This window comes from Azospirillum sp. FG154 (genome assembly GCF_057809575.1).
Genome location: NZ_JBMDKF010000010.1, coordinates 1 through 25,552 on the forward strand (window position 1 = coordinate 1; position 25,552 = coordinate 25,552).

The following is a 25,552-nucleotide window of genomic DNA, read 5'->3' on the forward strand; positions in this document are numbered from 1 at the left end:
TATCCCGCAAAACCACCCCACGCCTCCCCCTCACCCCGGCCCTCTCCCCGGGGGGGAGAGGGGGAGGGGCGCGTGGGTTGGTGGGGCATCGTCAGCCGAAAAATTGCACATCTTGCCAGAACGCGCGTTTGCGCGTGTAGTGAGGCCCGGCGCAAGGCGGCGAGGGTGTGGGCGGATGGTTCGGGTGCGGGGTTGGCTGGAAGCCCGGAGGAAAGCGACGGCGAATTCGGAGCAGGGCCACCGGCCCACCGCATGGGTCGCCATACTGCTGCTCGAAGTGATCGTTTTGCTGTTGGGGCCGGTTCTGTGGGCTGTGGGCGGCTGGGACTTGATCGGCGATAAGACCCGCCTTGCCCTCGACGCTTTCGATGCGATCAGCGAACCGGACAAAAAAGTCGAAGCCTATGGCAAGCTGGTGTCCACCATCGGGCTGCTCGCCGCCGCGCCGATTGGCATGATCGGGGTCGGTCTGGCCGTCTGGCGCACCTGGAACCAACACCGCGACGGAACGACGGCGATCCGCAAACTGGACGCCGAAGCCTACGCCAAAGCGGCGGAAGCCTTCGCCAAGGCGGTGGAGCAACTGGGCCACGACAAATCATCCATCCGCATGGGGGCGGTTCTGGCCCTGGAGGCGTTGGGAAAATCCACCCCGCGCCTGCTGTCCCAAACCATTGAGATTCTTTGCGCCTATATTCGAGAAACACGAGCCACGCCGTCAACCAAATCGGCAAATAAAGGCATGAAAGGAGCTTTTTACATATCACCACCAGAAGATATTAAGTTAATGATATATGTTATCAGTAGTTTAAAATGCAAAGATAAAGAGAATGCAATATTGATTGATCTTTTTTGCGCAGACATTGGCAAAATCACAATAGAAAATGCTAATTTTATTTTCTCTAATATGATTGGCATGAATTTAAACGGATCTCAATTAATTGGCGCAAAATTGGATGGATCAAAATTGCACAGAACCGATCTTAGTGGATCCAACTTAAAAAACGCGAGTCTAACTAAGACAAAATTTAATTTTGCAAACCTTGAATATGCCAATCTTTCTAAATCAAATCTAACCATGTCTAGCCTAGAATATGCAAATCTAACAAAAGCTGACATGAGCAAGGCGAATCTGACCGGAGCCGACTTAAGCGGAGCCAACCTCACCGAGACCATCTTTAGCAACACCATCCTCCCCGATGGCCGCGTCTGGACCGGCAAAGGCCCCCCCACCGCCCCACCCCCGTAACGAATGCGTGAGCGCCGACATTTTCCATACCCTCCGCCCCATGGCTTGCGTACAAGCAGGACGGAAGCCCCTTCGCGATCAGGGTCATCACAAAACGGGCGGTTGGGATGGAAATTCATCAGGTTCAGTATTTCATGGCGCTGTGCCAGACCTTGAACTTCACCCGCGCCGCCGACGCCTGCGGGGTGACGCAGCCGTCTTTGACCAAGGCGATCAAGAAGCTGGAAGACGAGATGGGCGGGCCGTTGTTCCGGCGGGAGCGCGGGTTGACCCATCTGTCCGATCTGGGCCGTCTGATGCGCCCGCATCTGGAGGCGGTGTTCAACGCCAGCGAAATGGCCCGGCATCAGGCCGAAAGCTGGCGCAAGCTGGACCGCGCGCCGCTGCGCGTCGGCTTGATGTGCACCATCGGGCCAGGGCGGATGGTCGAATTCCTCAAACGGGTCCGCCGCGAAATCCCCAACGTCGAGGTCACGCTGAAAGACGCGCCGGGCCGCGAGGTGGTGCGATTGTTGATGGAGGGGGAACTCGACGTCGCCTTCGTCGGCCTGCCCGACCTGCCCGACCGCTGCGACCATGAGCTTTTGTACCGCGAACGCTACACCGTCGCCTTCGCCCCCGGCCATCGGTTCGAGGCGATGGACCGCGTGCCGTACCAGGAGCTGCACGGCGAAGAGTATCTGTCCCGCCTGAACTGCGAATACCCCGATCATTTCTCGGCGCTCGGGGTTCCCGACACGGTGGACGTCCGCGTCTGCTACGCGACGGAGCGGGAGGATTGGGTGCAGGCGCTGATTCTGGCCGGGATGGGCTGCGCCGTCATGCCGGAATTCCTGCCGATTCTGCCGGGCATCGCCACGCGGGTGATCGTGGAGCCGGAAATCGCCCGCGAAATCCGGCTGGTGATGGTGTCGGGCCGCCGCCACTCCCCCGCCCTGCGCAGCTTCGTGGCGCTGGCCAAACGCCACGCCTGGGTCGCCGGGGGGTAAGTTTGGCTCTGTCTGACGGCGAATTGCGAATTTTTCGTCTCAGTCCGGCGCGGACCGCAACGGTGATGTCGCTTTTCTCCGGTCGTTTTATGATAGGGTGCGCACAGCCGGGGCCGTTCTACGGTCGCGACGCGCGGCGTTGCGCCCAAATCAAGGGATAGCCGCCGCCTGCCCGGCTTTCGGGACGCGAAAGGGAATTGCATTGAGCGACGAGTTTAAGAACGTCACGGCGACGGTGAAATGGTTCAAGCCGGAAAAAGGGTTTGGTTTTGTCCGTCTGGCCGACGGCACGGGCGAGGCGTTCCTCCACGCGTCGGTTCTGGCCGCCGCCTCTCTGGCCAACCCGGTGGAAGGCACGACGCTGGTCTGCGACATGGCCCAAGGGGCCAAGGGGCCGCAGGTCGTCGCCATTCATTCGGTGACTCCGCCGGAAAATCCCCCCGCCCCGCGCGCCCGTCCGGCCCGCCCCCAGCGCGGCGCGCCGCCCGTCGGCCAACAGCCGCAGCCCGACTATGGCGACGTCGCCGCCGCCCCGCCCCGCGCGCCCAAGCCGCCGCGCGAGCGCCGCGAACGCCCGGTCGAGCCGGTCGGCCCGGCGGTCATGGCCTATGGCACCGTGCGCTGGTACAATCTGGACAGCCAGTCCGGCCTGATCGAGCCGTGGGAAGACGGCGCCGACGTCTTCTTTGACCGGGCCACCCTGCGCCAGTCCGGCCTGGAAATCGTCGCCGACGGCGAAGACGTCCGCTATGTCGCCTATGGGGCGGAAGACGCGCCGGTAGCCCAGCGGGTCGAGTTGATCTGAACCCTCTGTCCGGCGGCCCTGTTCCATCGCTGACGTTCCAACGCTGACGTTCCAGCGCGTCGCGGGGGGCCAAGGCCGCCGAACATCAGGACAATCATCAATACCGCACCTGCACAAAGTCCTGCACACTGTCCATCTTATGGTTGATGGACCGCCTGCGTCGGAGAATCCGGCCCAAGACCGGCCCTGACGAAACGACGCGCGCGTTCAAGGTGCAGCATGCCCGGAATGATCTTTCCCGACCTTGTCATCCATGGCGCGTTCAGCCTGTCGCTGTTTGGGCTGTGGGCCTTGTCGCAGGCCATCGTCGGATTCCGTCTCAGCGCCGGGCAACAGCGGATTCTGCGCGTCGGCGCCTTCGCTCTGGTCGGCTGGCTGACCCTCTGGCTCAGCCTTCAACCGGACGCTGGTTTGCGGCTCGACCCGCGCGGCGCCGTCATTGGGTTGGCCACCGCCTATTCCGGGCCGTTCGGCGGCGCGCTGACCGCAGCGGTCTGCGCGGCGACCCGCTGGTGGTATGGCGGGCACGGCGCCGTCGCCGGGATGATCGGCGTCGGCGTTGATTGGTTGGTCTCGCTCCTGGTCGTGCTTTGGCTGTGGCGGCCGGGCGTCAGCCGGATTGTCCGGCTTTCCCTGTTGGGCGTCGCCGTCGGGGCCGCCGAGGCGACGTCCTTGCTGCTGACGCCGGGGGCCGCCGCCGCGACCACCGCCTTCGCGACGTTCGGCGGCAGCCTGTTCGCCATCCAAGCGCTTGGCGTCCTGCTGTTCGGCGCCATGATCGATCTGGCCGACGAGCGCCGGGCGTTGGACGGCATGCTCCAGAACCGGCTGGACAGGTTGGACGCGGTGTTGCGGCAAACGATCGACGCCTTCACCAAATTCACCATCCACACCGACCCCTACACCGCCGGGCACGAGGCGCGGGTCACGGATTTGTGCGTGGCTCTGGCCCGTCGGATCGGCTTTGACGAAGAGCGGCTGCGTGGGATGGAGTTGGCGGCCAAGACCCACGACATCGGCCTTATGCAAATTCCTTCGGAAATCCTGCTGCGCCCCCGCCGCCTGACCCCGCTGGAGTTCGAGTTCGTCAAGAAACACCCCGACGTTGGTTGGGAAATCCTGCGGTCCATTGATTTTCCCTGGCCGGTCGCCGACATCGTTCGCCAGCATCACGAAAATTTTGACGGCACCGGCTATCCCCAAGGCCTGAAGGGAGAGGAAATTTTGATCGAGGCCCGGATTCTGCGCGTCGCCGACATGCTGGAAGCCCTGTGCTCCCACCGCCCTTTCCGCTCCGCCCTGTCGCTGAACGACGCCATGGAAACCCTGAAAGACGCGCGGGGAACCGCGCTCGACCCGCAAATCGTCGATCACTGCGTCGCTCTGGTGTCTCAGGGGGGCTATCGCTTCCCACCGACGATCAGCGGCCTGTCCGCCGCCGTGCCGCTGTGATGAAACCGCCCGTCATGACGTCCTCATCCTTGGAAAACACGGTGGTCGCAGAGCCTCCCGCACCCGCTCCTCCGCTGGAGCGGAACGCCTTTTTCAACGCCTTTTCCACCATTCTCGCCGCCCAATGCCCGACCGACGGAATCCATCCCCGGTTGTTCGTCAAGGACGCCAACGGCGTCTATCTGCACGTCAACGCCGCGTTCGCCGCCGACCAGGGGTTGACGCCCGCCGACATGATCGGCCGCACCGACCGCATGTTCTACCCCGAAGAGCTGGTGGCCCGGTACCGGCACGACGACCTGCGGGTTCTGGCCTCCGCCCAACCGCTCAGCGTCGAGGAGCCTTATCCGTCCGACGGCGCGCAACGGATGGTGCGGACGACCAAAGCCCCCATTCTGGACGGCGACGGGCGCCCCATCGGCGTGCTGGGCGTCCTCATCGACATCACCAAACAGATGGAGGCCGAACAGCGGGCCGAACAGCATCGTTGGATGTTGAGCGAGGGGGAACGGCTGGCCCATTTGGGAAGCTGGCGCTACCACAGCGCCAACGACCATTTTGAATGGTCTGACGAGCTGCTCCAAATCGTCGGGCTGCCGCCCGATCAAACGCATGGGACTCTGGCCGACTTCACCACCCATGTTCACGACGAAGACCGCGCCGCCATCGACTCGGTCTTCCGCCACATCCACGAACAGGATGGATCCTGGCAGCGGAACGCCCGCATACGTTTGGCGAACGGCGACGTTCGGCATGTGGTCATTCGCGGTCGTTCGATCCACCGAAACGGAAAGCCCGCGCAGGCCATCGGCGCCGTCCAGGACGTCACCGAACTGAAAACACGGGAACTTGACCTGCAACGGGTGAACTGGACGCTGCGCGCCGTCACCGAGTCCGGCGCCGCCTTGATCCGCAGCTCCTCCGAACTTGAACTGATGAGCACGGTGTGCGAAGCGCTGACGTCTGACGACATCTTCGTTCTGGCCGCCATCGCCGAACCGCTGGACGACGCCGACAAATCCATCGTCATCCGCGCCGCCGCCGGGCAGGCGGTCGCCTACATCGACGGCATCACCCTGTCCTGGGCCGACACCCCGCACGGGCGCGGGCCATCGGGAATGGCCGTGCGCACCGGCAGGCCCGCCATCATCAACGACATCCAAAGCGACCCGCGTTTTTCCGCCTGGGCGGAGCGGGCCGTCGCCGCCGGGATCCTCTCGTCCATCGCCGTTCCCGTGCGCGCCGGGCGGTCGACCATCGCCGTCATGGGGGTCTACGCGGCGGAACCGAACGCCTTTGGCCCGGAAGAGGTCGCGCTGTTGGAACGCTTCGCCGACAATTTGGGATTCGGCATCGACGCCCGCCGCACCCGCCACGCCCTCGACGCGGCGCAAGCCGAACGCGAGATCGAGATCGAGCGTTTTCGCCGGGGCATGGAACTGACCATCGAGGCGATCTCCTCCACCGTCGAATCGCGCGATCCCTACACGGCGGGGCACCAGCGCCGGGTCGGCGACATCGCCACCGCCATCGCCGCCGAAATGGGGTTGGACTCCTTCTTCATCCAAGGGCTTCGTCTGGCCGCCATGGTCCATGACGTCGGCAAGATCCAAATCCCGCTGCAAATCCTGTCCAAGCCCGGCAAGCTGTCCACCATCGAATTTGAACTCATCAAGACCCACACGACCGCCGGGTACGAGATTCTGAAGGGGCTTGACCTGCCCTGGCCTTTGGCCGAAGCGGTGCACCAGCATCACGAGTATCTCGACGGCAGCGGTTATCCGCGCGGCATCCAGGGCGACGCCATCATTTTGGAGGCCCGCATCCTGACCGTCGCCGACATCGTCGAATCCATGTCGGCCCCCCGCCCCTACCGCCCGGCGCTGGGGCTGAAAGCCGCGCTGGACGAAATCACCCGCCAACGGGGCGACCGCCTGGATCCGCAGGTGGTCGACGCCTGTCTGCGCCGCTTCCAGGGCAAATCCACGCTGGAGTGAAAGCGGTTGGCGGAATCCACAAATCAAACGTCTTTTGTCGCAACTTGTCGCCGTTGGATGAATGGCGTCATCCGTCAGCATCAGGCATCATAACCGCAAGCAGGGGCGGGAATTTCGCTCGACACAGCCGTGCAAGTTGCAAAACATGAAGCTTTTTTCCAGCCGATTCATTACCGCCGCCGCTGTGCTTTGCGTTGCCGTCTTGCCGCCATCCTTGGCCTTCTGTCTCGATCTGACGCCGGAAGAGCGGCAATATCTTGACGCCTCCGGTCCCATTTCTTATTGCGTCGATCCCGACTGGGCGCCCTATGAAACCGTCACCGAACGCGGCGCGCATGTCGGCATCGGCGCCGATCTGCTGCGTCTGGCGGCGTCGCGCGCCGGTCTATCCCTGCGTCTGGTGGTGACGAAGGATTGGGAGGACAGCCTCGCCCAATCCAAGGCGGGAAGCTGCACGCTGCTGAATTTCCTGAATCAGACGCCCAAGCGCGACCTCTGGCTGGATTTCACCGAACCGCTCTTCATCGACCCCAACGTCATCATCACCCGCGAAGGCCATCCTTTCGTCGCCGATCTCGCCGGTCTGTCGAACGAAACCCTGACGCTGCCGAAAGGAACCTCGATCGAGGAGCGGGTGCGGCGGGATTTCCCCAACCTGCGCATCCTGCTGAGCGCCAGCGACGCCGATTCCTTCGCCATGGTGGCGGAAAAGAAAGCGGACATGACCATCCGGTCGATGACCGTGTCCGTCTACACCATCAAGAAGGAAGGCTGGTTCAATCTGAAAATCGCGGGCCAGCTTCCCGGCTATGACAACCATCTGCGCGTTGGCGTCGTGAAGGATCACCCCGTTCTGCGGAGCATTCTGAGCAAGGCCATCGCCACCATCACCCCGCAAGAACGCGCGATGATCGCCAACACGCACGTCGCCATCAACGTTCAAACCGCCCTTGATTACGATCTGATCGGAAAGATCGCCTTCACCTTCGCCATGGTCACGTTGACCAGCCTGTTCTGGATCCTCAAGCTCACCAGGCTGAACCGAAAGCTGAAGATCCAGTCGCAAACCGACAGCCTGACCGGCTTGGCCAACCGGGCCAGCCTGAACGAGCGCTTCACCAAAGAGATCGAACGGTCGATCCGGTACGGTCGCCCGCTGTCGATCATCATGATCGACCTTGACCATTTCAAGGCGATCAACGATCTGCTTGGTCATTTGGCGGGCGACAAGACGCTTCAGGAGTTCGCGGTCGTCGCCAAGGCCAACACCCGCGCCATCGACACCGTCGGACGTTGGGGTGGCGAGGAATTCCTGGTCATCTGTCCGGAAACCGACGCCGGAGCGGCGATGATCGTCGCCCGGCGTCTGTGCGACGCCGTGCGCGCCCACGCCTTTTCCACCGGTTGGACGCACACGATCAGCGTCGGCGTCGCCGCCCTGGCGAACGGCGACAGCCTGGACAGCCTCCTGCACCGGGCCGACAAGGCCATGTATCTCGCCAAAAACCAGGGGCGCGATCAGGTTTGCCTGGAGGAGGCGCTCGCCAAACCGGAACGGCGCGACGGCGCATCCGCGAAACAGCCCGCTGAAACAGCCAACTGAGCCGGATGCGCGCGCTCTGTTCAGCCCCGGTTCAGCCAAACAATGGTTGAGTGCGGGCCGACGCGCAAAGAGGCCGAGCGCCGATGAGCGGAGCCATCCCGTGGCCATGACGGCATGACCCTTTTTGTGTATTTTCTCGCTGATTCTCCGATTTTCAACTTTCCATTGACGAGCGTGCTCCGATGGCCCTGCCAACCTACCGATCGATTCTGGCGCGCGTGACGGTGGCCGCGCTGGCGGTGGCCGTCGTGGTCGGGAGCGTCGCCTTTATGGTCGAAATGGAAATCGCCGACGAGTTGGTGTCCGATCTGGCCAAACGGGAATCCAGCGCCTTTCTGGCCGAAGCCCGCGACCTGTTGCCCGGCGTCACGGCGGATCACGCGAACCGCGACAAAGCCGACGCCCTTCTCAACCGCTTCATGCAAAGCCGAATCAAGACCAATCAGGTCGGAACCGGCGGAATTTTCATCGTCGCCGAACTCTACGACGCCACGCAGACCAAAACCGCCGAATACATCGCGCCCGGAGCGGAGTGGGCGGAGGAGCGGTTGAAAAGCAACCGGCACGCCTTCCCCGCCGCTGGAAAATCCCAATACGAACGCTTCACCATCGACGGACAATTCTTCATCCAGACCATCGAGTCCCTGTCAGACCATGATGGAAAACCCCTGGGCTATTTCGAGAGTGTTTTCCAACTGTCGCCGGAACATTCCCGCGAAATCGTCAAGGACACCGCCACCGTCGTCGGCGTCTCGTCCCTGTCGGTTCTGCTGGCGGCGTTGGTGCTGCTGCCGATCTTCGTCGCCTTCAACCGAAGCGTCATGGGCTTGTCGCGTCAATTGCTGAACGCCAACATCGACATTCTGACGGTGTTGGGCAGCGCCATCGCCAAGCGCGACAGCGACACCCACGCCCACAATTACCGCGTCACCATCCTGGCCATTCGTTTGGCCGAGGCGATGGGGCTGGACGCCGCCGCCATCCGGCGGCTGGTGAAGGGCGCCTTCCTGCACGACGTCGGCAAGATCGCCATCCCCGACCGCATCCTGTTGAAGCCCGGCAAGCTGGACGCCGACGAATTCACGGTGATGAAGACCCACGTCGTCCACGGGCTGGACATTCTGCGCGCGTCCGATTGGCTGACCGACGCCGCCGACGTGGTGGGCGGGCATCATGAGAAATTCGACGGGTCGGGCTATCCACGCGGGTTGACGGGTGAGGCCATTCCAATCGCCGCCCGCATTTTCGCCATCGCCGATGTCTTCGACGCCCTGACCTCCCGCCGCCCTTACAAAGATCCCATGCCCTTCGACAAGGCGATGGGCATTTTGCAAGAGGGGGCGGGCCGGCATTTTGACCCGGCGGCGCTTGCCCGCTTCACCGGAATCGCCGCCCCCCTTCACGCCCATCTGAGCGCGCTGGGCGACGATGGCGTGGAGGGGGAGTTGCGGCGGCTGGTCGCCCAGTATTTTGATGGGACGTGACGCCGGTCAGGCGTCCGCCACCACAATGGTCGGTTCGTGCGTCACCGGGAAATTCACCGACCGGGCGACGAAGCATTTCTCCGCCGCCGTGTGGTGCAAACGCAGGGCCTTGTCCGCGTCCGATCCCGGCGCCAGCGTGACGCGGGGGCGCAGGACGGCGCTGACGAACTGGCCCGCGCCGTCGGGCTGTTCCTCCATCACGCCTTCGGCCTCGTCCTCATAAGCGGTGACGATCACCCCGGCGACGGCGCACAGATGCAGATACCAAAGCTGATGGCAGGACGACAGCGCGCCGACCAGCAGATCCTCCGGATTCCAGCGGGCGGGATCGCCGCGAAAGCTAGGATCGGAGGAGGCGGCGATGGGCGCCTTCGCTCCCGCGCTCAGGCTGTGATCGCGGCTGTAGCCTCGGTAGGATGACGTTCCGGTTCCCTGATTGCCCGTCCAGTCGAGCCGAATTTGGTAGCGATGAAGCTTGTTGGTCATCTCAACCCCCTCCCCTCTTTCGTTTCCACTGTTGATCGCGTCAACCCATTCACATCAACCCATTCACATCACCAGGGCCAGCAGGACCGGCAGGCCGAGGAAGGCCATCAGGGTCGAGCCGAGCACCATTCCGGCGACCTCTTCGGGCGCGTTGTCGTAACGCAGCGCCCACAAATAATTGAACACCGCCACCGGCATCGCGCTTTGCACCAGCACGACGCCGCGCATCGTTCCGGTCAACCCCATCGCCGACACCACCAGCCAACCGATGGCGAAGCCCAGACCAAGCCGCAGCGCCGACATCGACAGCGCCCGCAACGCCCCGGTCAACCGCAACCCGGACAGCGCCACCCCCAGCGACAGCAGCATCAGCGGCACCGCGCAATTGCCCAGCAGGGTCGTGGTGTTGGACACCCACACCGGCGGCGTGACGTTGGTCATCTGCATGCCGATCGCCAGCGCCACCGCGTAGATCACCGGGGTGCGAAGCGCCTGGGCCAGACTGAAGCGCCCAGCGGCCAAAGCCGGTCCAAAGGTGAATTGCGACACCGACATCATGGCGAAGAACAGCACCGCCAAACTCAACCCCTCCTCGCCAAAGGCGAACAGGCAGACCGGCAGGCCGAGATTGCCCGCGTTGGGAAAGCTCATCGCTGGAAGATAAACCCGCAACGGCAGCCGGGCCGCCAGCAGGATGGGAACGGACGCCAACCCGGCCAGCCCCATGCAGGCCATCGCCGCCAGCGCCATGTCCCCCATCACCGCGCCGCTCATGTGCAGACGGGTCAGGGAGGAAAAAACCAGACAGGGCGAGGAGACGTTGATGGCGAAGGTGGTGATGAACGCGCTGTCATAGGGCAGCTTGGCGCGACGCCAACCAAACCCGATGGCCGCGACCACCAGCACGGGCGCGATCACGCCAAAGGCGTCGGCCAACACAGCCAGCGATGACAGGGAAATCGACATGGAACCATCACGCTTGCGGATCGGTTCCGCACCATGATGGCAAATCCCGCCGCCGTCACCCTCGACAGCCCCCGCTTTCACGCAAGGCAGGAACGCGGCGACCACCGATCATTGGCGCCCTCAACCCAACGGATTCGCCAATCAACCGATTCGCCTATGCCCTTTCTCTGGACCGCTCAGAGATTGGGCGGACCGCTGACCTATTGGACAGTTCACAACCGCATACGGACAAGAGCGCGAAAGCAGGCATGCCGGTTGCGTAATATTTATCTCATTATCGTAGCGAATTGTAACGCCGCTTGAGCCTTGGCGGCGCAACTGTCTATGGTGTGCGTTGATAATTTTGTGGTCCCGGATGACACTCTCCACAAGCGTTCAAACGGTCGTTCGACCTCTGAACAATACCACGCAACAGACGAGTCGGCGTCCAAGCCCACACAGCCGCCGGTTCAGTGTGCGAACGCTGCTTCTCTGGGTTCTCCTGTTGCTTTCGTCCGGTTTCTTTCTTGCGCTTGCCGCCTTGCCGGTTGGGCGTGTGGCCAGCGCCGCCATTTCGGTCGGCGTGGTGGCCGCCGCCTTTGTCTTGGGCCGCTTTGCGCAGAAATTCTGGCACGCCCGCACATTGACCGTTCTGCTCTTGGCCTTTGTTACATTCCGTTATTTTTTCTGGCGTCTGACCGGCACCTTGCCGCCGACGGATGATCTGTTGAACTTCATCCCCGGCGTCACCCTGTTCGCCGCCGAAGCCTTGTCTTTCGTCCTATTCCTCACCTCCCTCTTCGTCATCATCGACCCGCTGACGCGCGAGCCGGTGGAGCCGACCGGCGACCCGGCCTTCTGGCCGTCGGTCGACGTCTACATCCCGTCCTACAACGAAGAGCCGGAGTTGTTGGAGACGACGCTCGCCGCCGCCGTGTCCATCGACTATCCCCGCGACAAGCTTCGCGTCTATCTGCTGGACGATGGCGGCACCGATCAGAAGCTGGCCAACCCCAACCCGGAGGCGGCCGCCGCCGCGCGCGAACGGCGCGCGACGCTGACGGCCCTGTGCGAGCGCTTGCACGTCACCTACATGACCCGCCCGCGCAACGAACACGCCAAGGCCGGAAACATCAACCACGCCTTTCATCAGACCAACGGCGATCTGATGCTGATCCTTGACGCCGATCACGTCCCCACCTCGGGCATTCTTCAGGCGACGGTCGGATTTTTCCAACAGAACGCCCAGTTGTTTCTGGTTCAAACCCCGCATTTCTTCGTCAACCCCGACCCCATCGAGTACAATCTCGGCACATTCGAGCGGATGCCGAGCGAGAATGAGATGTTCTATTACTCGATCCAGCCCGGTCTGGACCGTTGGAACAGCTCCTTCTTCTGCGGATCCGCCGCCGTCCTGCGCCGCGCCGCGCTGGAGGAGGTCGGCGGTTTTTCCGGCGACACCATCACCGAAGATTGTGAAACGGCGCTGGAGCTGCATGCGCGCGGCTGGCGCAGCGTGTATCTGCCGCGCCCGCTGATCGCCGGACTGCAACCGGAAACCTTCGACAGCTTCATCATGCAGCGGTCGCGCTGGACCCAAGGGATGATCCAGCTTTTCCTGTTGAAGAATCCGATCTTCAAGCGCGGCCTGACCGTGCCGCAACGGCTGTGCTATCTCAGCACCATGCTTTATTGGTTCTTCTGGTTCTGGCGCCCGATCTTCCTGCTGTCGCCGCTGTGCTACGCGCTGTTCGGCATGGAGATTTACCGGATCAACCTGCCCGATTTCGCCTGTTTCGTCATTCCGCACGTCTTCGCCGCCGCCTTCCTGTCCCAATTCCTGCATGGGCGGATGCGCTGGCCGTTGTTTTCGGAATTGTACGAGTATCTGCAAAGCTTCCACGTCTCGCGCGCCGCCCTGGCCACCTTCCTGCGCCCGCGCAACCCGGTGTTCAAGGTGACGGCCAAGGGGCAATCGGTGGACCAGGACGGCTTTTCGCCGCTGGCCACCCCCTTCATCCTGGTCACGCTGGTGCTGGCCCTGGGGCTGACGATGTGCGCCTGGCGCTATGGCATGTACCCCGAGCACCGCGCCGCCATCGTCCCCGTGGCGGTGTGGAACGGCCTGAGCTTCATCCTGTCGCTTGGCGGTCTGGCGGTGGTCTATGAACGCAAGCGGGTGCGACGGCAGGAACGCTTCACCATGGAGCGCCCGGCGGTTCTGGTCTTCGCCGACGGCGCGCGGATCGACGTGACCGTCGCCGACGTGTCGGCGGGCGGCGTCGGGTTGGACGTCGAGGCGCGGTGGCGGGAACGGCTGACCCAACCCGACACCCCGGTCCTGACCATCGCGGCGACCGAGACGGAGGCCGCGACCACCACCGGCGTTCGCCTTTCGCGGTTGGAAATGCGTGGCGGCGTGCTGTCCGTCGGCGCCAGCTTCGCCCCGCGCAATCGGCAAGACATTGTGGAGATGGCCCGTTTCGTCTTTGGCAACAGCGTTGGCTGGGACAGCTTCCTGGACCGCAAGCGGGTGCAGGCCCCAACCTTCTTCGGCGGGCTGCTGTTCTTCCTGACGCGCGTCCTGCCCCGCTTGGGCCATGTGCTGCTGGCCTTGCCGGGCGCGGTTGGCCGCATCCTGTTGTTCCGGGCGCCATGACCCCACCGTCACCACTTCGCCTGTGGGCGGCTCTGTTCGCCGTCCTGTTGTCCTTATGCGCGACGGCGGCCCAGGCGCTGGACCGCCGCGTCATCCCGCTGTCGAATCTGCGCGACGGGCCGCCCGAAGCGGTCCTGAACGGCGAAACCGACAGCGTGGCCTTGCGGGTTTTCATTCCGCCGACCGGGCCGCTGTCGTCGGTGCTGCTGACGCTGTCCTATGAGAACGGCATCGATATCCTGCCGGAAAAAGGCGCGCTGGCCGTCTTCATCAACGGAGCGGCGGTGGCGGAGCTGCCGTTGGCGGCCTTCAAGGGGCCGGTCAACGCCACAATTTCGCTGCCCGCCAGCCTGATGCGGCCCGGTGAAAACCAAATCCTGTTCGAGAGCAACGCCCAGCACCGGGCGATCTGCACGGTGCGCGGCGCCTTTGATTTGTGGGCGCGGGTCAATCTGGCCGCCTCGTCGCTGACTCTGGAGGCCGAAGGGACGGCCCCTGAACCCGATCTGGCGATGATGCGGCAATTGCTGGTCGCTTCGGATCGGACGCGCGACCCGTTGACGATCCTGACGGCGGGCGCCGACATCGACGCGGACCATCTGGGGTGGGGCGCGATGGCGGCGCAATCCTACGGCTTGCTGCTGGGCGACCAGTCGCCGCGCGTCGTCGCCCGCCCGATCCCACTCGGGAAAGCGGGAAGCGCCCCGCCAACGCTCGACAGCCTGCCCGGCCTCAGCAGCAAAAACATCCTGATCGGCGCGCGCGACCAGATCGCCCCGCTGCTGGGCGAGGCGCGGGCGGCGGCGATCACCGGCCCGTTTCTGGCCGTCTACCCGGTCCCCAGCCCGGCCCCCGGAACCAGCGCCGCGCCCGGCGCCTTCCTGGCCGTCGTCTCGGGCCGCAATCCGGCGGAGGTCGATCAGGCGGTGGCGCGGCTGGCCGACGTCAACCGTCCGTTGCCGACGCAAAGCGCGGTCATCGTCCCCGACGTCGGCGCGTCCGCCGCCCCACCCCGCGAGGTGCAGGAAGAGGGGCGTTACCGCCTGTCGGAGCTTGGCTTTTCCACGGTTCAGCATGACGGCTACCGCTACACCGGCCATGTCACGCTGACTCTGCCGACCGGCTACGCCCCGGTCAGCGACCGCGCCGTGCTGTTCCACGTCAACGGCGCGTTCGAGGGCAATCTCGGCCCCGGCGCGATTTTGAACCTGCGGGTCAACGGGCGCGCCGCGTCCGCCATGGAAATCGACAAACGATCCAGCGGCGTCATTGAAAACGGCGAGATGCAATTGCCGATGACGCTGTTCCGGCCCGGCCCGAACATCATCGACATCGAAGCCGAACTGCCCCCGGCCAGCGGCGCCGATTGCGTGTTCGCCGTGCGGCGGCCCCGCTTCACCTTGCAGGACAATTCCAGCCTGGAAATCCCCGGTTTCGCCCGGCTGGTGACGCTGCCCAACCTCGCCACCACGGCGCAGACCGCCTACCCCTATGGCGGGATGGCCGGGCGCGATCCGGCGCCGCCCTTTGATTTGGTGGTGGTGGGGAAAGAGGCGCCCTGGTTCGGCGCGGCCTGGACGATGGCGGCCCGGCTGGCCCAACGCGCAGGCGATCTGCTGCGTCTGGTCCCCGCCGTCGGTTGGGACGGCCCGCCCGACGACAACGCCCTGATCGTCGGCCCGGTCGCCGCGCTGCCGCAAGCCGCCTTCGCCAGCGCGCCGCTGCCCGCCGACCGGCTGGCCGGCCTGCTGGAGGCGGGCGCGTTGATCGCCCAGGCCAGCGCGCGCGGCGAACCGATGGCCGCCGCTGACCGCCGCGCCCTGGTGGACCGGTTGCGCGGCGCCTGGTCGGGCGTCGGCGCCAACAGCCGTTCCGTCCCCCGCCAAGCCCCCCTCAGCGCCCCGGTGGACGGCGGCGGCGCGCAAAGCCGCTGGCAGCGCATGGCGGGCGACGGCAAGACCGCCACGAGCGGAACCAGCGGTTGGGCGCCCGATTGGGCGCGGCGCGGCATGGCCATGGCGGCGCGTTACGTCAACCGCTGGACCGTGGTGGACACGCCGGTCGATGTGGTGGCCCTGACCGAAAACACCGAAACCCTGCCGGAAGCCGCCCTGTTGCAATACCACGCGCCGGGATCGGAGGCGCTGACCTGGACGGTGCTGACCGCGTCGGACACCCGGTCGTTGGACCGCGCCCTGCGCAGTCTGGGCGACGGCGGCTTGTGGGACAAGCTGCGCGGCGGCGGCGGGCTGTGGAGCAGCGCGGCCCCAACGATGACGGTTCTGGAGGCGTCGCGCCCCTACCAGATCATTCTCAATCCCTTTGACATTGGCAATGTGATCCTCATTCTGGCGCGCAACCTCTCGCAGCGGTTGGAATTGCTGTTCGGGCTGCTGCTGGGAACGGCGGTGATCCTGACGGTCAGCATGCGGATGCTGCTGCGCGGCGGCCACGCCGAACGGAACCACAAGGAACAGGACGGATCATGACGCCGACCCGGCGCGACCTGCTGATCGGGGGAACCGCCGCGCTGCTGGCCACGGCGGCGGGCGGCGCGCCGCCGCTGTGGGCCAAGCCGTTCGACGCCGCCGCGTGGCGCGATTACGCCGACCGTTTCCTGCGGCCCGAGGGGCGGATCGTGGACACCGGCAACAAGGACGTCAGCCATTCCGAAGGGCAGGGTTACGGCATGCTGCTGGCCGTCGCGGCGGGCGACCGGGCGGCCTTTGATCGGCTGTGGGGCTGGACCCAACGCCATCTGATGGTGCGCGAGGACGGGTTGGCCGCGTGGCGCTGGCAACCCGAGGGCGGCGTGACCGACCGCAACAACGCGTCGGACGGCGACATCCTGATCGCCTGGGGGCTGCTGCGCGCCGCCGAGTTGTGGAAGGTCGAGGCCCACCGCGCCGCCGCCGCCGCCATCGTCAAGGCGCTGGCCGCCGCCGTGGTCGTCGAACAGGCCGGGCTGACCGTGCTGCTGCCCGGACGCGACGGCTTCCGCAAGGGCGACGCGCTGACCCTCAATCTCAGCTATTGGGTGTTTCCGGCGCTGCGCGCCTTCGCCGCCCTGCCCGCGTCGCTGCTGCCCAACCCCGCCCTGTGGCGCAAGGTCGCCGACAGCGGGTTGGTGCTGCTGGCCAAGGCGCGCTTTGGCGCCTATCAGTTGCCGCCCGACTGGCTGACGCTGGACGCCACGGGCGGCGTCACGGTGGCCGAAGGCTTTCGCAAGCAATATGGCTATGACGCGGTGCGGGTTCCGCTGTATCTGGCCTTGGACGGGCATCGCGATCCCTATTATTTCCGACCTTTCGCCACGTTGGCGGCCAAATCCGGCGGCGGCGCCATCCCGGCCACCGTCTCGCTGCCCGGCGGCACGACGACGCAGGTTCCGGCCTCGGTCGGCATGCTGGCGGTCTATCGGTTGGCCTGCGAGTTGGCGGGGACCGGCGACCGCGTGACCGTGCCGCCGCTCGCCGCGACCGAGGATTACTTTTCAACAACCTTGGCCCATCTGTCGGCGCTGGCCGCGCAAAGTCTGGGGATCGCGCCATGAACCGTCTTTCCCGTCCACTGCTTGGCGTCGCCTTGATCGGGTTGTCGGTGGGCGCGTCAGCGGCGCTGGCGGCGTCCACCCCCGGCGGTCGGGCGCTCGCGCCCGGCGTGAAGATCGAGATGGCCCCGGCCCCCGGCAGCGGTCCCGCCGCCGCCCCCGGCGCGCTCGACGATTCCGCGTTGCGCTATTACGCCCGCATCGGCGACGGGGAGCGGTTGGAGGCGGAAATCGCCCGGCTGCGCGCGCTTGATCCGACCTGGGAACCGCCGAAGGATCTGTTCACCCCGCAAGCGGCCACGCCCGGCGTTGATGAAAGCCCGTTTTGGACGCTGCTGTCGTCGGGGAAATTCGCCGAGGCGCGCGCGGCCATCGCCGAACAACGCCGTCAAAGCCCCTCCTGGCAGCCCTCGGCCAAATTGCTGCAAGAGCTGGACGTCGCCGAGGGCGCCAACCGCCTGCGCGGGGCGAGCGACACCAAACGCTGGCAGGACGTCATCGACGCCGCCGCCGCCCAGCCCGAAGCGGTGGCCTGCAACCGGCTGGACAACGCGTGGCGGCTGGCCGAAGCCTACGCCGAGTTGAAGCAGACCGACCGCGCCTTTGACCGCTACAAGACCATCGTCAGCCAATGCCCCAAAGCCAAGGAGCGGCGCGACACCATCTTCAAGGCGTCCCGCTATCTCAGCCCGGACCAGTTGCGCGAGTTGACCGCCATCGGGGCCACCGCCAACCCGGCGGCGGGGGAGGATTACACCACCGTCCGCAAGGTGGAGGGAGAGTTGGAAACCGGGCGGCTGCTGGACCGGCTGGGCGCCCCCAAGGCGGGCGTCTTGTCGTCCGCCGATCTGGCGCGGGTCGAACAGACGATCCGCGACAAACAGGATTCCGACGCCGCCATCGCGCTTGGCTGGTATTTCCAGCGCCAGAAAAAACACGCCGAGGCGCAATCCTGGTTCGCCGAAGCCAACGGCTGGTCCCCGTCCGACAAGGCGGCGGAGGGCTTGATCCTGGCGTTGGCCGGAATGGGCAAGAAGGCCGAAGCCCGCGAGGCCGGATCCCCCTGGCGCGGCAAATCCAGCCGCGTCGATCAAGCGTTGAAGGCCGTCGCCGACCCGCCGCGCGGCGGCGGATCAGGCGCGCCGCAGGGGCCGAGCGAATTGGATTTGGCGCTGGCCCGCAATGATTTTCCGGGCTGCCTCAACGCCATTCAACGGATGATCGCGCGCGGCGGCCCCACTTCCGCCCTGCTCCAGCAACGCGGCTGGTGCCTGATGGAGCTGAAGCGCCCGACCGAAGCCGAAGCCGCCTTTGTCGAGGCCCAGGCGCTCGCCGCCCGCGAACCGGCGAAGAACGGCAAACCGGCCAAACTCGCCAAGGGCGGCGACCGGCGAACCGACGAGGCCCATGGGCTGGAAGAAAAGCCCACCCCCGCGCAGGAAAGCGCCTATGGGCGGGCGGTGGCCCGGCTGACGACCGGCGACGTCGTCGGTCTGACGCGCGACCTGCCGCGCGCCAATCTGACCTCGGCCCAAAAGGCGAAAATCCGCGCCAGCCTGTTGGCGACCGAAGCCGGGCGGGCCTTGGAGGACAAACGCTATCAGGACGTGCTGCGCCTGCTCGACGCCCGCAAGGAGCTGGAGCCGGAACCGCGCAATCTGGGCGTTCTGCGCGGTTGGGCCTTGTACAATCTGCGTCGGCTGGATCAGGCCGCCGCGCTGTTCAAGTCGCTCGACGACCGCCTGAGCACCGAGGAGACGCGCGAAGGCGTCAGCGTCACGACCCAAGCCATATACCGTTACTGACAAAGGGACAGACATGTCGGCTTCTTCATGGCTCTTGCGGGCGACCATCCTGACCGCCGCCTTGGTCATGGCCGGTTGCGCCGGATGGGTTGAGAACAATCTGACCCAGTCGGCGACGCCCTGGCGGCGGATGCAGCCCGCCGATCTGCCGATCACCCTGCCCGACAACCCGCAATTCCCCATCGTCGCCGGACGCACGCGCGACGTCGGAGCGATCTACACCTCTTACACGGTGGTTTTGGGAAATCCGACGACCTTGCCCGGCGAAAACCGCCTGACGATGGACGTCCACACCCTGCCCGACAGCCTGTTCGGCGCGCTGGTCCAACCACCGCGCCCCTTTCCGGTCCCGCTCTATTCAACCGAGACGTTGACCGCGACGCTGGCGCGGGAGTTTCCCGGCATGACGGCCAAAGTCGCCGACATCGCCCGCCGCAACCGCTATGGCGATTATGATTACGCGGTCGCGCAAGACGCCGCCAACACCTGCGTGCTGGCTTGGCAGCTTCTCAGCGACCATGTCCGCACCCTGCCCCGGCGGATCGAAGCGGTCCGGTTGGACTATCGGGTCTGCGGCGCGGATCGGAATCCGCGCACCCTATTGAAAAGCTTCGATGAATTGATCCTCACCCTGCCGGAATCGGTTCTGGAGATCGACGATTTGAAGCGGCTGTAACTCCACCCGACGATTGGCTGTTGCGCGGCGCCAAGAATGCTTGTACGCTAGTATACAAGTTGGTTGCCCAAACGGTGCTTATCCGCCATGCCTCTTCCCCACGCCGCCGCGCGCGGCCCCCGCCTGCACGACGTGTACGACGTTCTGCGGCGCGCGATCCTGAACGGTGAGTTGCGCCCCGGCGAAGCCTTGTCGGAAACCAAGACGGCGGCGCAATTCGGGGTCAGCCGCACGCCGGTGCGCGACGCCATCCGGCGGCTGTCCGACGACGGCTTTCTCCGCGTCGTCCCGCAGGTCGGCACCTACGTCGCGCCGATCCAGTTGGCGGCGGTGGCCGACAGCCAGTTCGTCCGCGAAACCTTGGAATGCCGCACCATCCGCCTGGCGGCGGAACGGCTTGACCCGGCGCAGGCCGCCACGCTGGACCGCCATCTGGCGGCGCAGGAGCGCGCCGTCGCCGCCAACGACGCCGACGCCTTTTTCGCCGCCGACGAGGCGATGCACGCCGACCTCATCCGCATCGCCGGGCGTCCGGCGGTGTGGAACCTGATCCTGGACGTCAAGGCGCAGCTCGACCGCGTGCGCTGCCTGTCGCTGCAAAGCGCCGACTGGCTGGCGATGATTTTCGAGCAGCACCGCAGCATCATCGACCGCGCCCGCGCCCATGACGCCGACGGGGCGGAGGAGGCGATGCGCGCCCATCTGCGCACCGTCTTCGACGCCGTCGAACGAATCGCCGCCACCAACCGCGAATATTTCGAGGATTCTCCCCCACAGCCGCCGCGCTGACCCGCGACGGCCTGACGCCGCCATCCACACGCAGCTTTCACCGTTCGTCCGCGACCGCCGCTTTGGCGGAACCCTGACGCGCGCCCGTTTGACGCCACAGCCGCCCCGCCCAACCGGATTCCCGCGAGTCCGGCGACGCGGACGCTCGCCCTCCATCCTGGAACGCTTGCGATGAAGATCACCAACGCCCGCATCATCGTCACCTGCCCTGGCCGCAACTTCGTCACCCTGAAGATCGAAACCGACGAGGGCGTGACCGGCCTGGGCGACGCGACGCTGAACGGCCGCGAACTCGCGGTCGCCTCCTATCTGACCGACCATGTGATTCCCTGCCTGATCGGACGCGACCCGCAGCGGATCGAGGATATTTGGCAGTATCTCTACCGGGGGGCCTATTGGCGGCGCGGCCCCGTCACCATGGCGGCCATCGCCGCCGTGGACACCGCGCTGTGGGACATCAAGGCGAAGATCGCCGGGCTGCCGCTCTATCAATTGCTGGGCGGACAGAGCCGCGACGGCGTGATGGTTTACGCCCACGCCAACGGTCGCGACATCCCGGAAACGCTGGACCGCGTCGGCGAGTACATCGAAAAGGGTTACAAGGCGATCCGCGCCCAATCGGGCGTTCCCGGCCTGTCCGGCGTCTACGGAATCGCCAAAGGCAAATTCTACGAACCGGCGACCAAGGGTTTGCCGGAGGAATCGGTCTGGTCCACCGAAGCCTATCTGGATTTCGCCCCGACCCTGTTCGAGGCGCTGCGCGTCAAGCACGGCATGGGGCCGCATCTGCTGCACGACGTCCACCACCGGCTGACGCCGATCGAGGCGGCGCGGTTGGGCAAGAGCCTGGAACCTTACCGACTGTTCTGGATGGAGGATCCGACCCCGGCGGAAAATCAGGACGCCTTCCGCCTGATCCGCCAGCACACCGTGACCCCCATCGCGGTGGGCGAAGTGTTCAACACCATCTGGGACTGCAAGGATCTGATCCAGAACCAGTTGATCGACTACATCCGCGCCTCCGTCGTCCATGCGGGCGGCGTCACCCATTTGCGGCGCATCGCCGATTTCGCCGCCTTGCATCAGGTGCGCACCGGCTGCCACGGCGCGACCGACCTGTCGCCGGTCTGCATGGGCGCGGCGCTCCATCTCGGCCTCGCCATCCCCAATTTGGGGGTGCAGGAGCATATGGAGCACAATCCCGAGACCGACGCCGTGTTCCCGCACAGCTACACGCTGACGGACGGCTATATGCATCCGGGCGAAACCCCCGGCCATGGCGTGGAGATCGACGAGGAACTGGCCGCCAAATACCCCTATTCGCCCGCCTATCTGCCCGTCGCCCGGCTGGCCGACGGCACCCTGTGGAACTGGTGAGCGCCATGAGCCTGCCCTCCGCGCGCCTCTCCTCGACAGCTCTGCCCGGCCTGCCCGCCGCCGTTCAGCGCCCGGCCTATGACCGGACGGCGCTGGAGCCGGGAATCGTCCATCTTGGCCTTGGCGCCTTTCACCGCGCCCATCAGGCGATTTACACCGACGCGGCGCTGGACCGCGCCTTTGGTCCCTGGGGGATCATCGGCGTCAGCCTGCGCAACCCCGACACCCGCGACGCGCTGGCCCCGCAGGATGGGTTGTACAGCGTCGCCATCCACCACGCCGACGGCGAGGCGCTGCGCGTCGTCGGTTGCCTGCGCGAATGCCTCGTCGCGCCGGAGGATCCGGCGGCGGTGTTGGAGCGGTTGACCCGCCCCTCGACGCGCGTCGTCACCCTGACCGTGACCGAAAAGGGCTATTGCCACGATCCGGCGACCGGCGCGCTGAACGAGACGCACCCCGACATCGTTCATGATCGGGCTGAGCCGTCGCGCCCCCGGACGGCGCTGGGCTTTCTGGTCGAGGCGCTGGCCCGTCGCCGCGCCGCCGGAACCGCGCCCTTCACCGTGTTGAGCTGCGACAATCTGCCGAGCAACGGCGACACGGTGGCGGGTCTGCTGCGCCGCTTCGCCAGCCTGCGTGATCCGTCCCTTGGCGCGTGGGTGGCCGAACAGGTCGCCTGCCCCAACAGCATGGTGGACCGCATCGTTCCCGCGACCACCGACGCCGACCGGGCGCAGGCCGCCGCCGCGCTGGGCGTCGCCGACGCGTGGCCGGTGACGACCGAAGGCTTCACCCAATGGGTGGTGGAAGACCGTTTCCCCGCCGGACGCCCCGCTTGGGAGCTGGTCGGGGTGGAGATGGTCGCCGACGTCCACCCCTATGAAACCATGAAGCTGCGGCTTCTCAACGGCAGCCATTCGACGCTCGCCTATCTGGGCTATCTGGCGGGTTACGAGACGGTGGCCGAGGCCATCGCCGATCCGGGCATGGTCCGACTGATCCGGGGCCTGATGGACGAGGAGGCCGGGCCGACGCTCCGCCTGCCGCCGGGCGCCGATCTGGAGCGGTACAAGGCGGCGTTGATCGCGCGCTTCCGCAACCCCGCCCTGCGGCACCGCACCTGGCAGATCGCCATGGACGGCACGCAGAAGCTGCCGCAACGGCTGCTCGGGACCGTGCGCGACCGGCTGGCGGCGGGTGCGCCCATCGCCCGGTTGGCGCTGGGGGTGGCGGCCTGGATGCGCTACGCCGCCGGTGTGGACGAACAGGGGCAGCCCATCGACGTTCGCGATCCGCTGGCGGCGACGCTGGCCGAGATCGCCGCCGGGGTGGCGGGCGACCCCGACCGGCTGGCCCCCGACCGGCTGGCCGACGGCTTTCTGAGCCTGACCGCCGTGTTCGGAACCGACCTGCCCGCCGACCCGCGTTTCACCGACCCAGTGCGCGCCGCCCTGCGCCGCCTCTGCGCCGAGGGCGCCCGCGCCGTCATCGCCGCGCCCTGACCCGTGTTCATTCCGTTTCTGACTGAGGGATTGATCCCATGGTTGCCCTGATCGTCGAAAAACCCCACGTCCTGACGCTCGCGCCCGAACGTGATCCCGCCGTCGCCGCTGGCGAGGTTCTGGTCCGCGTCCAGCGCGCCGGAATCTGCGGCTCCGACATGCACATCTACCACGGCGCCAACCCCTTCGCCGTCTACCCGCGCGTCATCGGCCACGAGTTCAGCGGAATCGTCGAGGCCGTCGGCGCCGGTGTCGAGACGGTGGCGGTCGGCGACCATGTCGTGGTCGATCCGGTGGTGTCCTGCGGGCGCTGCTACGCCTGCCGGGCCGGACGCACCAACGTCTGCGCCCATCTGGAGGTGTTCGGCGTCCACCGCGACGGCGGGTTCCGCAACCGCGTCTCCGTGCCCGCCGCCAACGCCATCAAGGTGCGCGACGATCTGCCCTTTTCCATCGCCGCCCTGGCGGAACCGCTGTCCATCGCCGCGAACGTCCTGTCGCGCACCGGCATCGGCCCTGAGGACGTCGTGCTGATCTACGGCGCCGGAACGGTCGGGCTGACGGTGGTGCAGGTCGCCAAGCTGTACGGCGCGCGCTGCGTCATCGCCGACCTCGACGACGCCCGGCTGGCCCGCGCCAAGGAGTTCGGGGCCGACGTGATTTTGAACTCGACCCGTGTGTCGGTTCCCGACGCCGTGCGCGACGAGAATGACGGGTTGGGGCCGACCGTGGTCATCGACGGGGCGGGCGTTCCGGCCCTGCTGGAAGAGGCCTGCCGTCTGGCCAGCCCGGCGGGCCGCATCGGCCTGCTCGGCTTCTCGCCCGCGCCCTGCAACATCAGCCAGCAGGAAATCGTCAAGAAGGAGCTGACTCTGGTCGGTTCCCGCCTGAACCGCCGCCTGCTGCCGCAGGTGATCGACTGGATCGAATCCGGGCGGCTGAAGCCGGAAAAGCTCATCACCCAAGTGTTCCCCGCCGCTGACGCCGCCGACGCCTTCGCCCTGATCGAGCGCGACCCCGGCAGCACGGTGAAGGTCCAGTTGGACTTCAGCCTCTAAAACCACCCTTTCAATCAAAGCAAACGCCAAAATCCTGGGAGGATTTTCCCTATGAGCAGCCTCGTCACCCGCCGCCGCGTCACCGGCGCCCTCACCACCCTGTGCGCCGCCGCCGCCCTGCTGACCGCCCTGCCGTTCGAGGCGTCGGCGCAGGCGAAATACCGTCTGCGCTACGGCACCGCCTTCCCCGCCGATCATCCCGCCGTGCTGCGCATCAGCGAAGCCGCCGAGGCGATCAAGGCCGAGACCGGCGGGCAGGTGGACATCCAACTCTTCCCCAACAGCCAGATGGGCAGCGAGCCGGAGATGTTCAGCCAGGTGCGCTCCGGCGCGCTGGATTTCATGTCCACCTCGGGCGTCAACCAGACCATCGTGCCGGTCGCCAGCATCAACGCCGTGGCCTTCGCCTTCGCCGATTACAGCCAGGTCTGGGCGGCGATGGACGGCGATCTCGGGGCCTATGTCCGCGCCGCCTTCGACAAGGCCGGGCTGCACGCCTTTGAAAAAATGCTCGACAACGGCTATCGCAACATCACCACCAGCGCCAAGCCGGTGAACACGCCCGAGGATTTGAAGGGCCTGAAGATCCGCGTGCCGGGCAACCCGCTGTGGGTGTCGGTGTTCAAGGGTCTGGGCGCCGCGCCGACGCCGATCCAGTTCGGCGAATTGTACGCCGCCCTGCAAACCCGCGTGGTCGACGGCCAGGAAAACCCGCTGGCCCTGATCCAGAGCGCCAAGCTGTACGAGGTGCAGAAATACGTCGCCCGCACCGGCCACATCTGGGACGGCCATTACATCTTCATGGGCAACAAGAAATGGGCGACCCTGCCCGCCGACGTTCAGGCCAGCATTTCCAAGCATTTCGCCACCGCCGCCGTGAAGGAGCGCGAGGACGTCGCCATCCTGAACGAAAAGGCGGTGGACGCGATGCAGGCGACCGGCGTGGTTTTCACCGATCCCGACAAGAAGCCCTTCCGCGACGCCCTGAAGGCCGCCGGTTTCTACGAGGAGTACAAGGCCAAATACGGCGAAGCGGTGTGGACCATCCTGGAAAAATACTCCGGCCCGTTGTAACCGCCGCCCGCCCCGCCCGACGCATGCGTGACTCGACAAGGCTTGAACGGAC

Annotated in this window: 19 protein-coding genes; 17 read left to right on the top strand and 2 right to left on the bottom strand. The window is 65.8% G+C overall.

The window, feature by feature from the left end:
- Positions 1 to 175 precede the first annotated feature (175 nt).
- The 7 genes from ACODS4_RS13400 (at position 176) to ACODS4_RS13430 (ending at position 9,579) form a co-directional block, all read left to right on the top strand.
- Positions 176 to 1,249: a pentapeptide repeat-containing protein gene (locus tag ACODS4_RS13400; protein WP_488864386.1), complete on the top strand. Its 1,074-nt coding sequence runs from the start codon at positions 176 to 178 to the stop codon at positions 1,247 to 1,249.
- A 107-nt stretch (positions 1,250 to 1,356) separates the two neighbouring features.
- On the top strand, positions 1,357 to 2,238 hold the full coding sequence (locus tag ACODS4_RS13405) for a LysR family transcriptional regulator (protein ID WP_488864388.1): 882 nt from the start codon (positions 1,357 to 1,359) through the stop codon (positions 2,236 to 2,238).
- 202 nt (positions 2,239 to 2,440) lie between these two features.
- A complete protein-coding gene (locus tag ACODS4_RS13410; RefSeq protein ID WP_488864390.1) occupies positions 2,441 to 3,043 on the top strand; it encodes a cold-shock protein in 603 nt (200 codons plus the stop codon).
- A 219-nt stretch (positions 3,044 to 3,262) separates the two neighbouring features.
- The gene (locus tag ACODS4_RS13415) at positions 3,263 to 4,495 is read left to right on the top strand and encodes an HD-GYP domain-containing protein (protein WP_488864392.1); all 1,233 of its coding nucleotides are present in this window, start codon (positions 3,263 to 3,265) and stop codon (positions 4,493 to 4,495) included.
- 14 nt (positions 4,496 to 4,509) lie between these two features.
- Entirely contained in the window at positions 4,510 to 6,492 is a 1,983-nt protein-coding gene (locus tag ACODS4_RS13420) for an HD domain-containing phosphohydrolase (protein ID WP_488864394.1), read from the top strand.
- A 145-nt stretch (positions 6,493 to 6,637) separates the two neighbouring features.
- Entirely contained in the window at positions 6,638 to 8,095 is a 1,458-nt protein-coding gene (locus ACODS4_RS13425; RefSeq protein ID WP_488864396.1) for a diguanylate cyclase, read from the top strand.
- A 182-nt stretch (positions 8,096 to 8,277) separates the two neighbouring features.
- Positions 8,278 to 9,579, top strand: a complete 1,302-nt coding sequence (locus tag ACODS4_RS13430; protein WP_488864398.1) for an HD-GYP domain-containing protein — start codon at positions 8,278 to 8,280, stop codon at positions 9,577 to 9,579.
- A 6-nt stretch (positions 9,580 to 9,585) separates the two neighbouring features.
- On the opposite strand, the gene ACODS4_RS13435 is transcribed toward ACODS4_RS13430, so the two are convergent.
- Entirely contained in the window at positions 9,586 to 10,065 is a 480-nt protein-coding gene (locus tag ACODS4_RS13435) for an OsmC family protein (protein ID WP_488864400.1), read from the bottom strand.
- Positions 10,066 to 10,128: 63 nt separating this feature from the next.
- Complete coding sequence (locus tag ACODS4_RS13440; RefSeq protein WP_488864402.1) at positions 10,129 to 11,031, bottom strand: AEC family transporter; 903 nt, start codon at positions 11,029 to 11,031, stop codon at positions 10,129 to 10,131.
- Positions 11,032 to 11,386: 355 nt separating this feature from the next.
- Here ACODS4_RS13440 and bcsA point away from each other — a divergent pair, with 355 nt between their 5' ends.
- From bcsA to ACODS4_RS13490, 10 genes are all read left to right on the top strand, one after another.
- Positions 11,387 to 13,669: a UDP-forming cellulose synthase catalytic subunit gene (gene bcsA / locus ACODS4_RS13445; RefSeq protein WP_488864404.1), complete on the top strand. Its 2,283-nt coding sequence runs from the start codon at positions 11,387 to 11,389 to the stop codon at positions 13,667 to 13,669.
- Positions 13,666 to 16,158, top strand: a complete 2,493-nt coding sequence (locus ACODS4_RS13450) for a cellulose biosynthesis cyclic di-GMP-binding regulatory protein BcsB (protein ID WP_488864406.1) — start codon at positions 13,666 to 13,668, stop codon at positions 16,156 to 16,158. Before bcsA ends, ACODS4_RS13450 begins: the two co-directional genes overlap by 4 nt.
- On the top strand, positions 16,155 to 17,222 hold the full coding sequence (locus ACODS4_RS13455) for a family 8 glycosyl hydrolase (protein WP_488864408.1): 1,068 nt from the start codon (positions 16,155 to 16,157) through the stop codon (positions 17,220 to 17,222). The genes ACODS4_RS13450 and ACODS4_RS13455 overlap by 4 nt, the downstream gene beginning before the upstream one ends.
- Entirely contained in the window at positions 17,219 to 19,024 is a 1,806-nt protein-coding gene (locus ACODS4_RS13460; RefSeq protein ID WP_488864410.1) for a hypothetical protein, read from the top strand. The genes ACODS4_RS13455 and ACODS4_RS13460 overlap by 4 nt, the downstream gene beginning before the upstream one ends.
- A 13-nt stretch (positions 19,025 to 19,037) precedes the next feature.
- Positions 19,038 to 19,700 carry a cellulose biosynthesis protein BcsN gene (gene bcsN / locus ACODS4_RS13465; protein WP_488864412.1) on the top strand — a complete coding sequence of 221 codons (663 nt, stop codon included), beginning with the start codon at positions 19,038 to 19,040 and terminating at the stop codon, positions 19,698 to 19,700.
- A gap of 87 nt (positions 19,701 to 19,787) precedes the next feature.
- Entirely contained in the window at positions 19,788 to 20,489 is a 702-nt protein-coding gene (locus tag ACODS4_RS13470) for a GntR family transcriptional regulator (protein WP_488864414.1), read from the top strand.
- 171 nt (positions 20,490 to 20,660) lie between these two features.
- On the top strand, positions 20,661 to 21,866 hold the full coding sequence (gene manD / locus ACODS4_RS13475; RefSeq protein ID WP_488864416.1) for a D-mannonate dehydratase ManD: 1,206 nt from the start codon (positions 20,661 to 20,663) through the stop codon (positions 21,864 to 21,866).
- A 5-nt stretch (positions 21,867 to 21,871) separates the two neighbouring features.
- Positions 21,872 to 23,368, top strand: coding sequence for a mannitol dehydrogenase family protein (locus ACODS4_RS13480; RefSeq protein WP_488864417.1), 1,497 nt, complete (start codon positions 21,872 to 21,874; stop codon positions 23,366 to 23,368).
- Between the two features lie 38 nt (positions 23,369 to 23,406).
- Positions 23,407 to 24,426, top strand: coding sequence for a Zn-dependent oxidoreductase (locus tag ACODS4_RS13485; RefSeq protein ID WP_488864419.1), 1,020 nt, complete (start codon positions 23,407 to 23,409; stop codon positions 24,424 to 24,426).
- Positions 24,427 to 24,477: 51 nt separating this feature from the next.
- Entirely contained in the window at positions 24,478 to 25,500 is a 1,023-nt protein-coding gene (locus ACODS4_RS13490; protein ID WP_488864421.1) for a TRAP transporter substrate-binding protein, read from the top strand.
- Positions 25,501 to 25,552 lie beyond the last annotated feature (52 nt).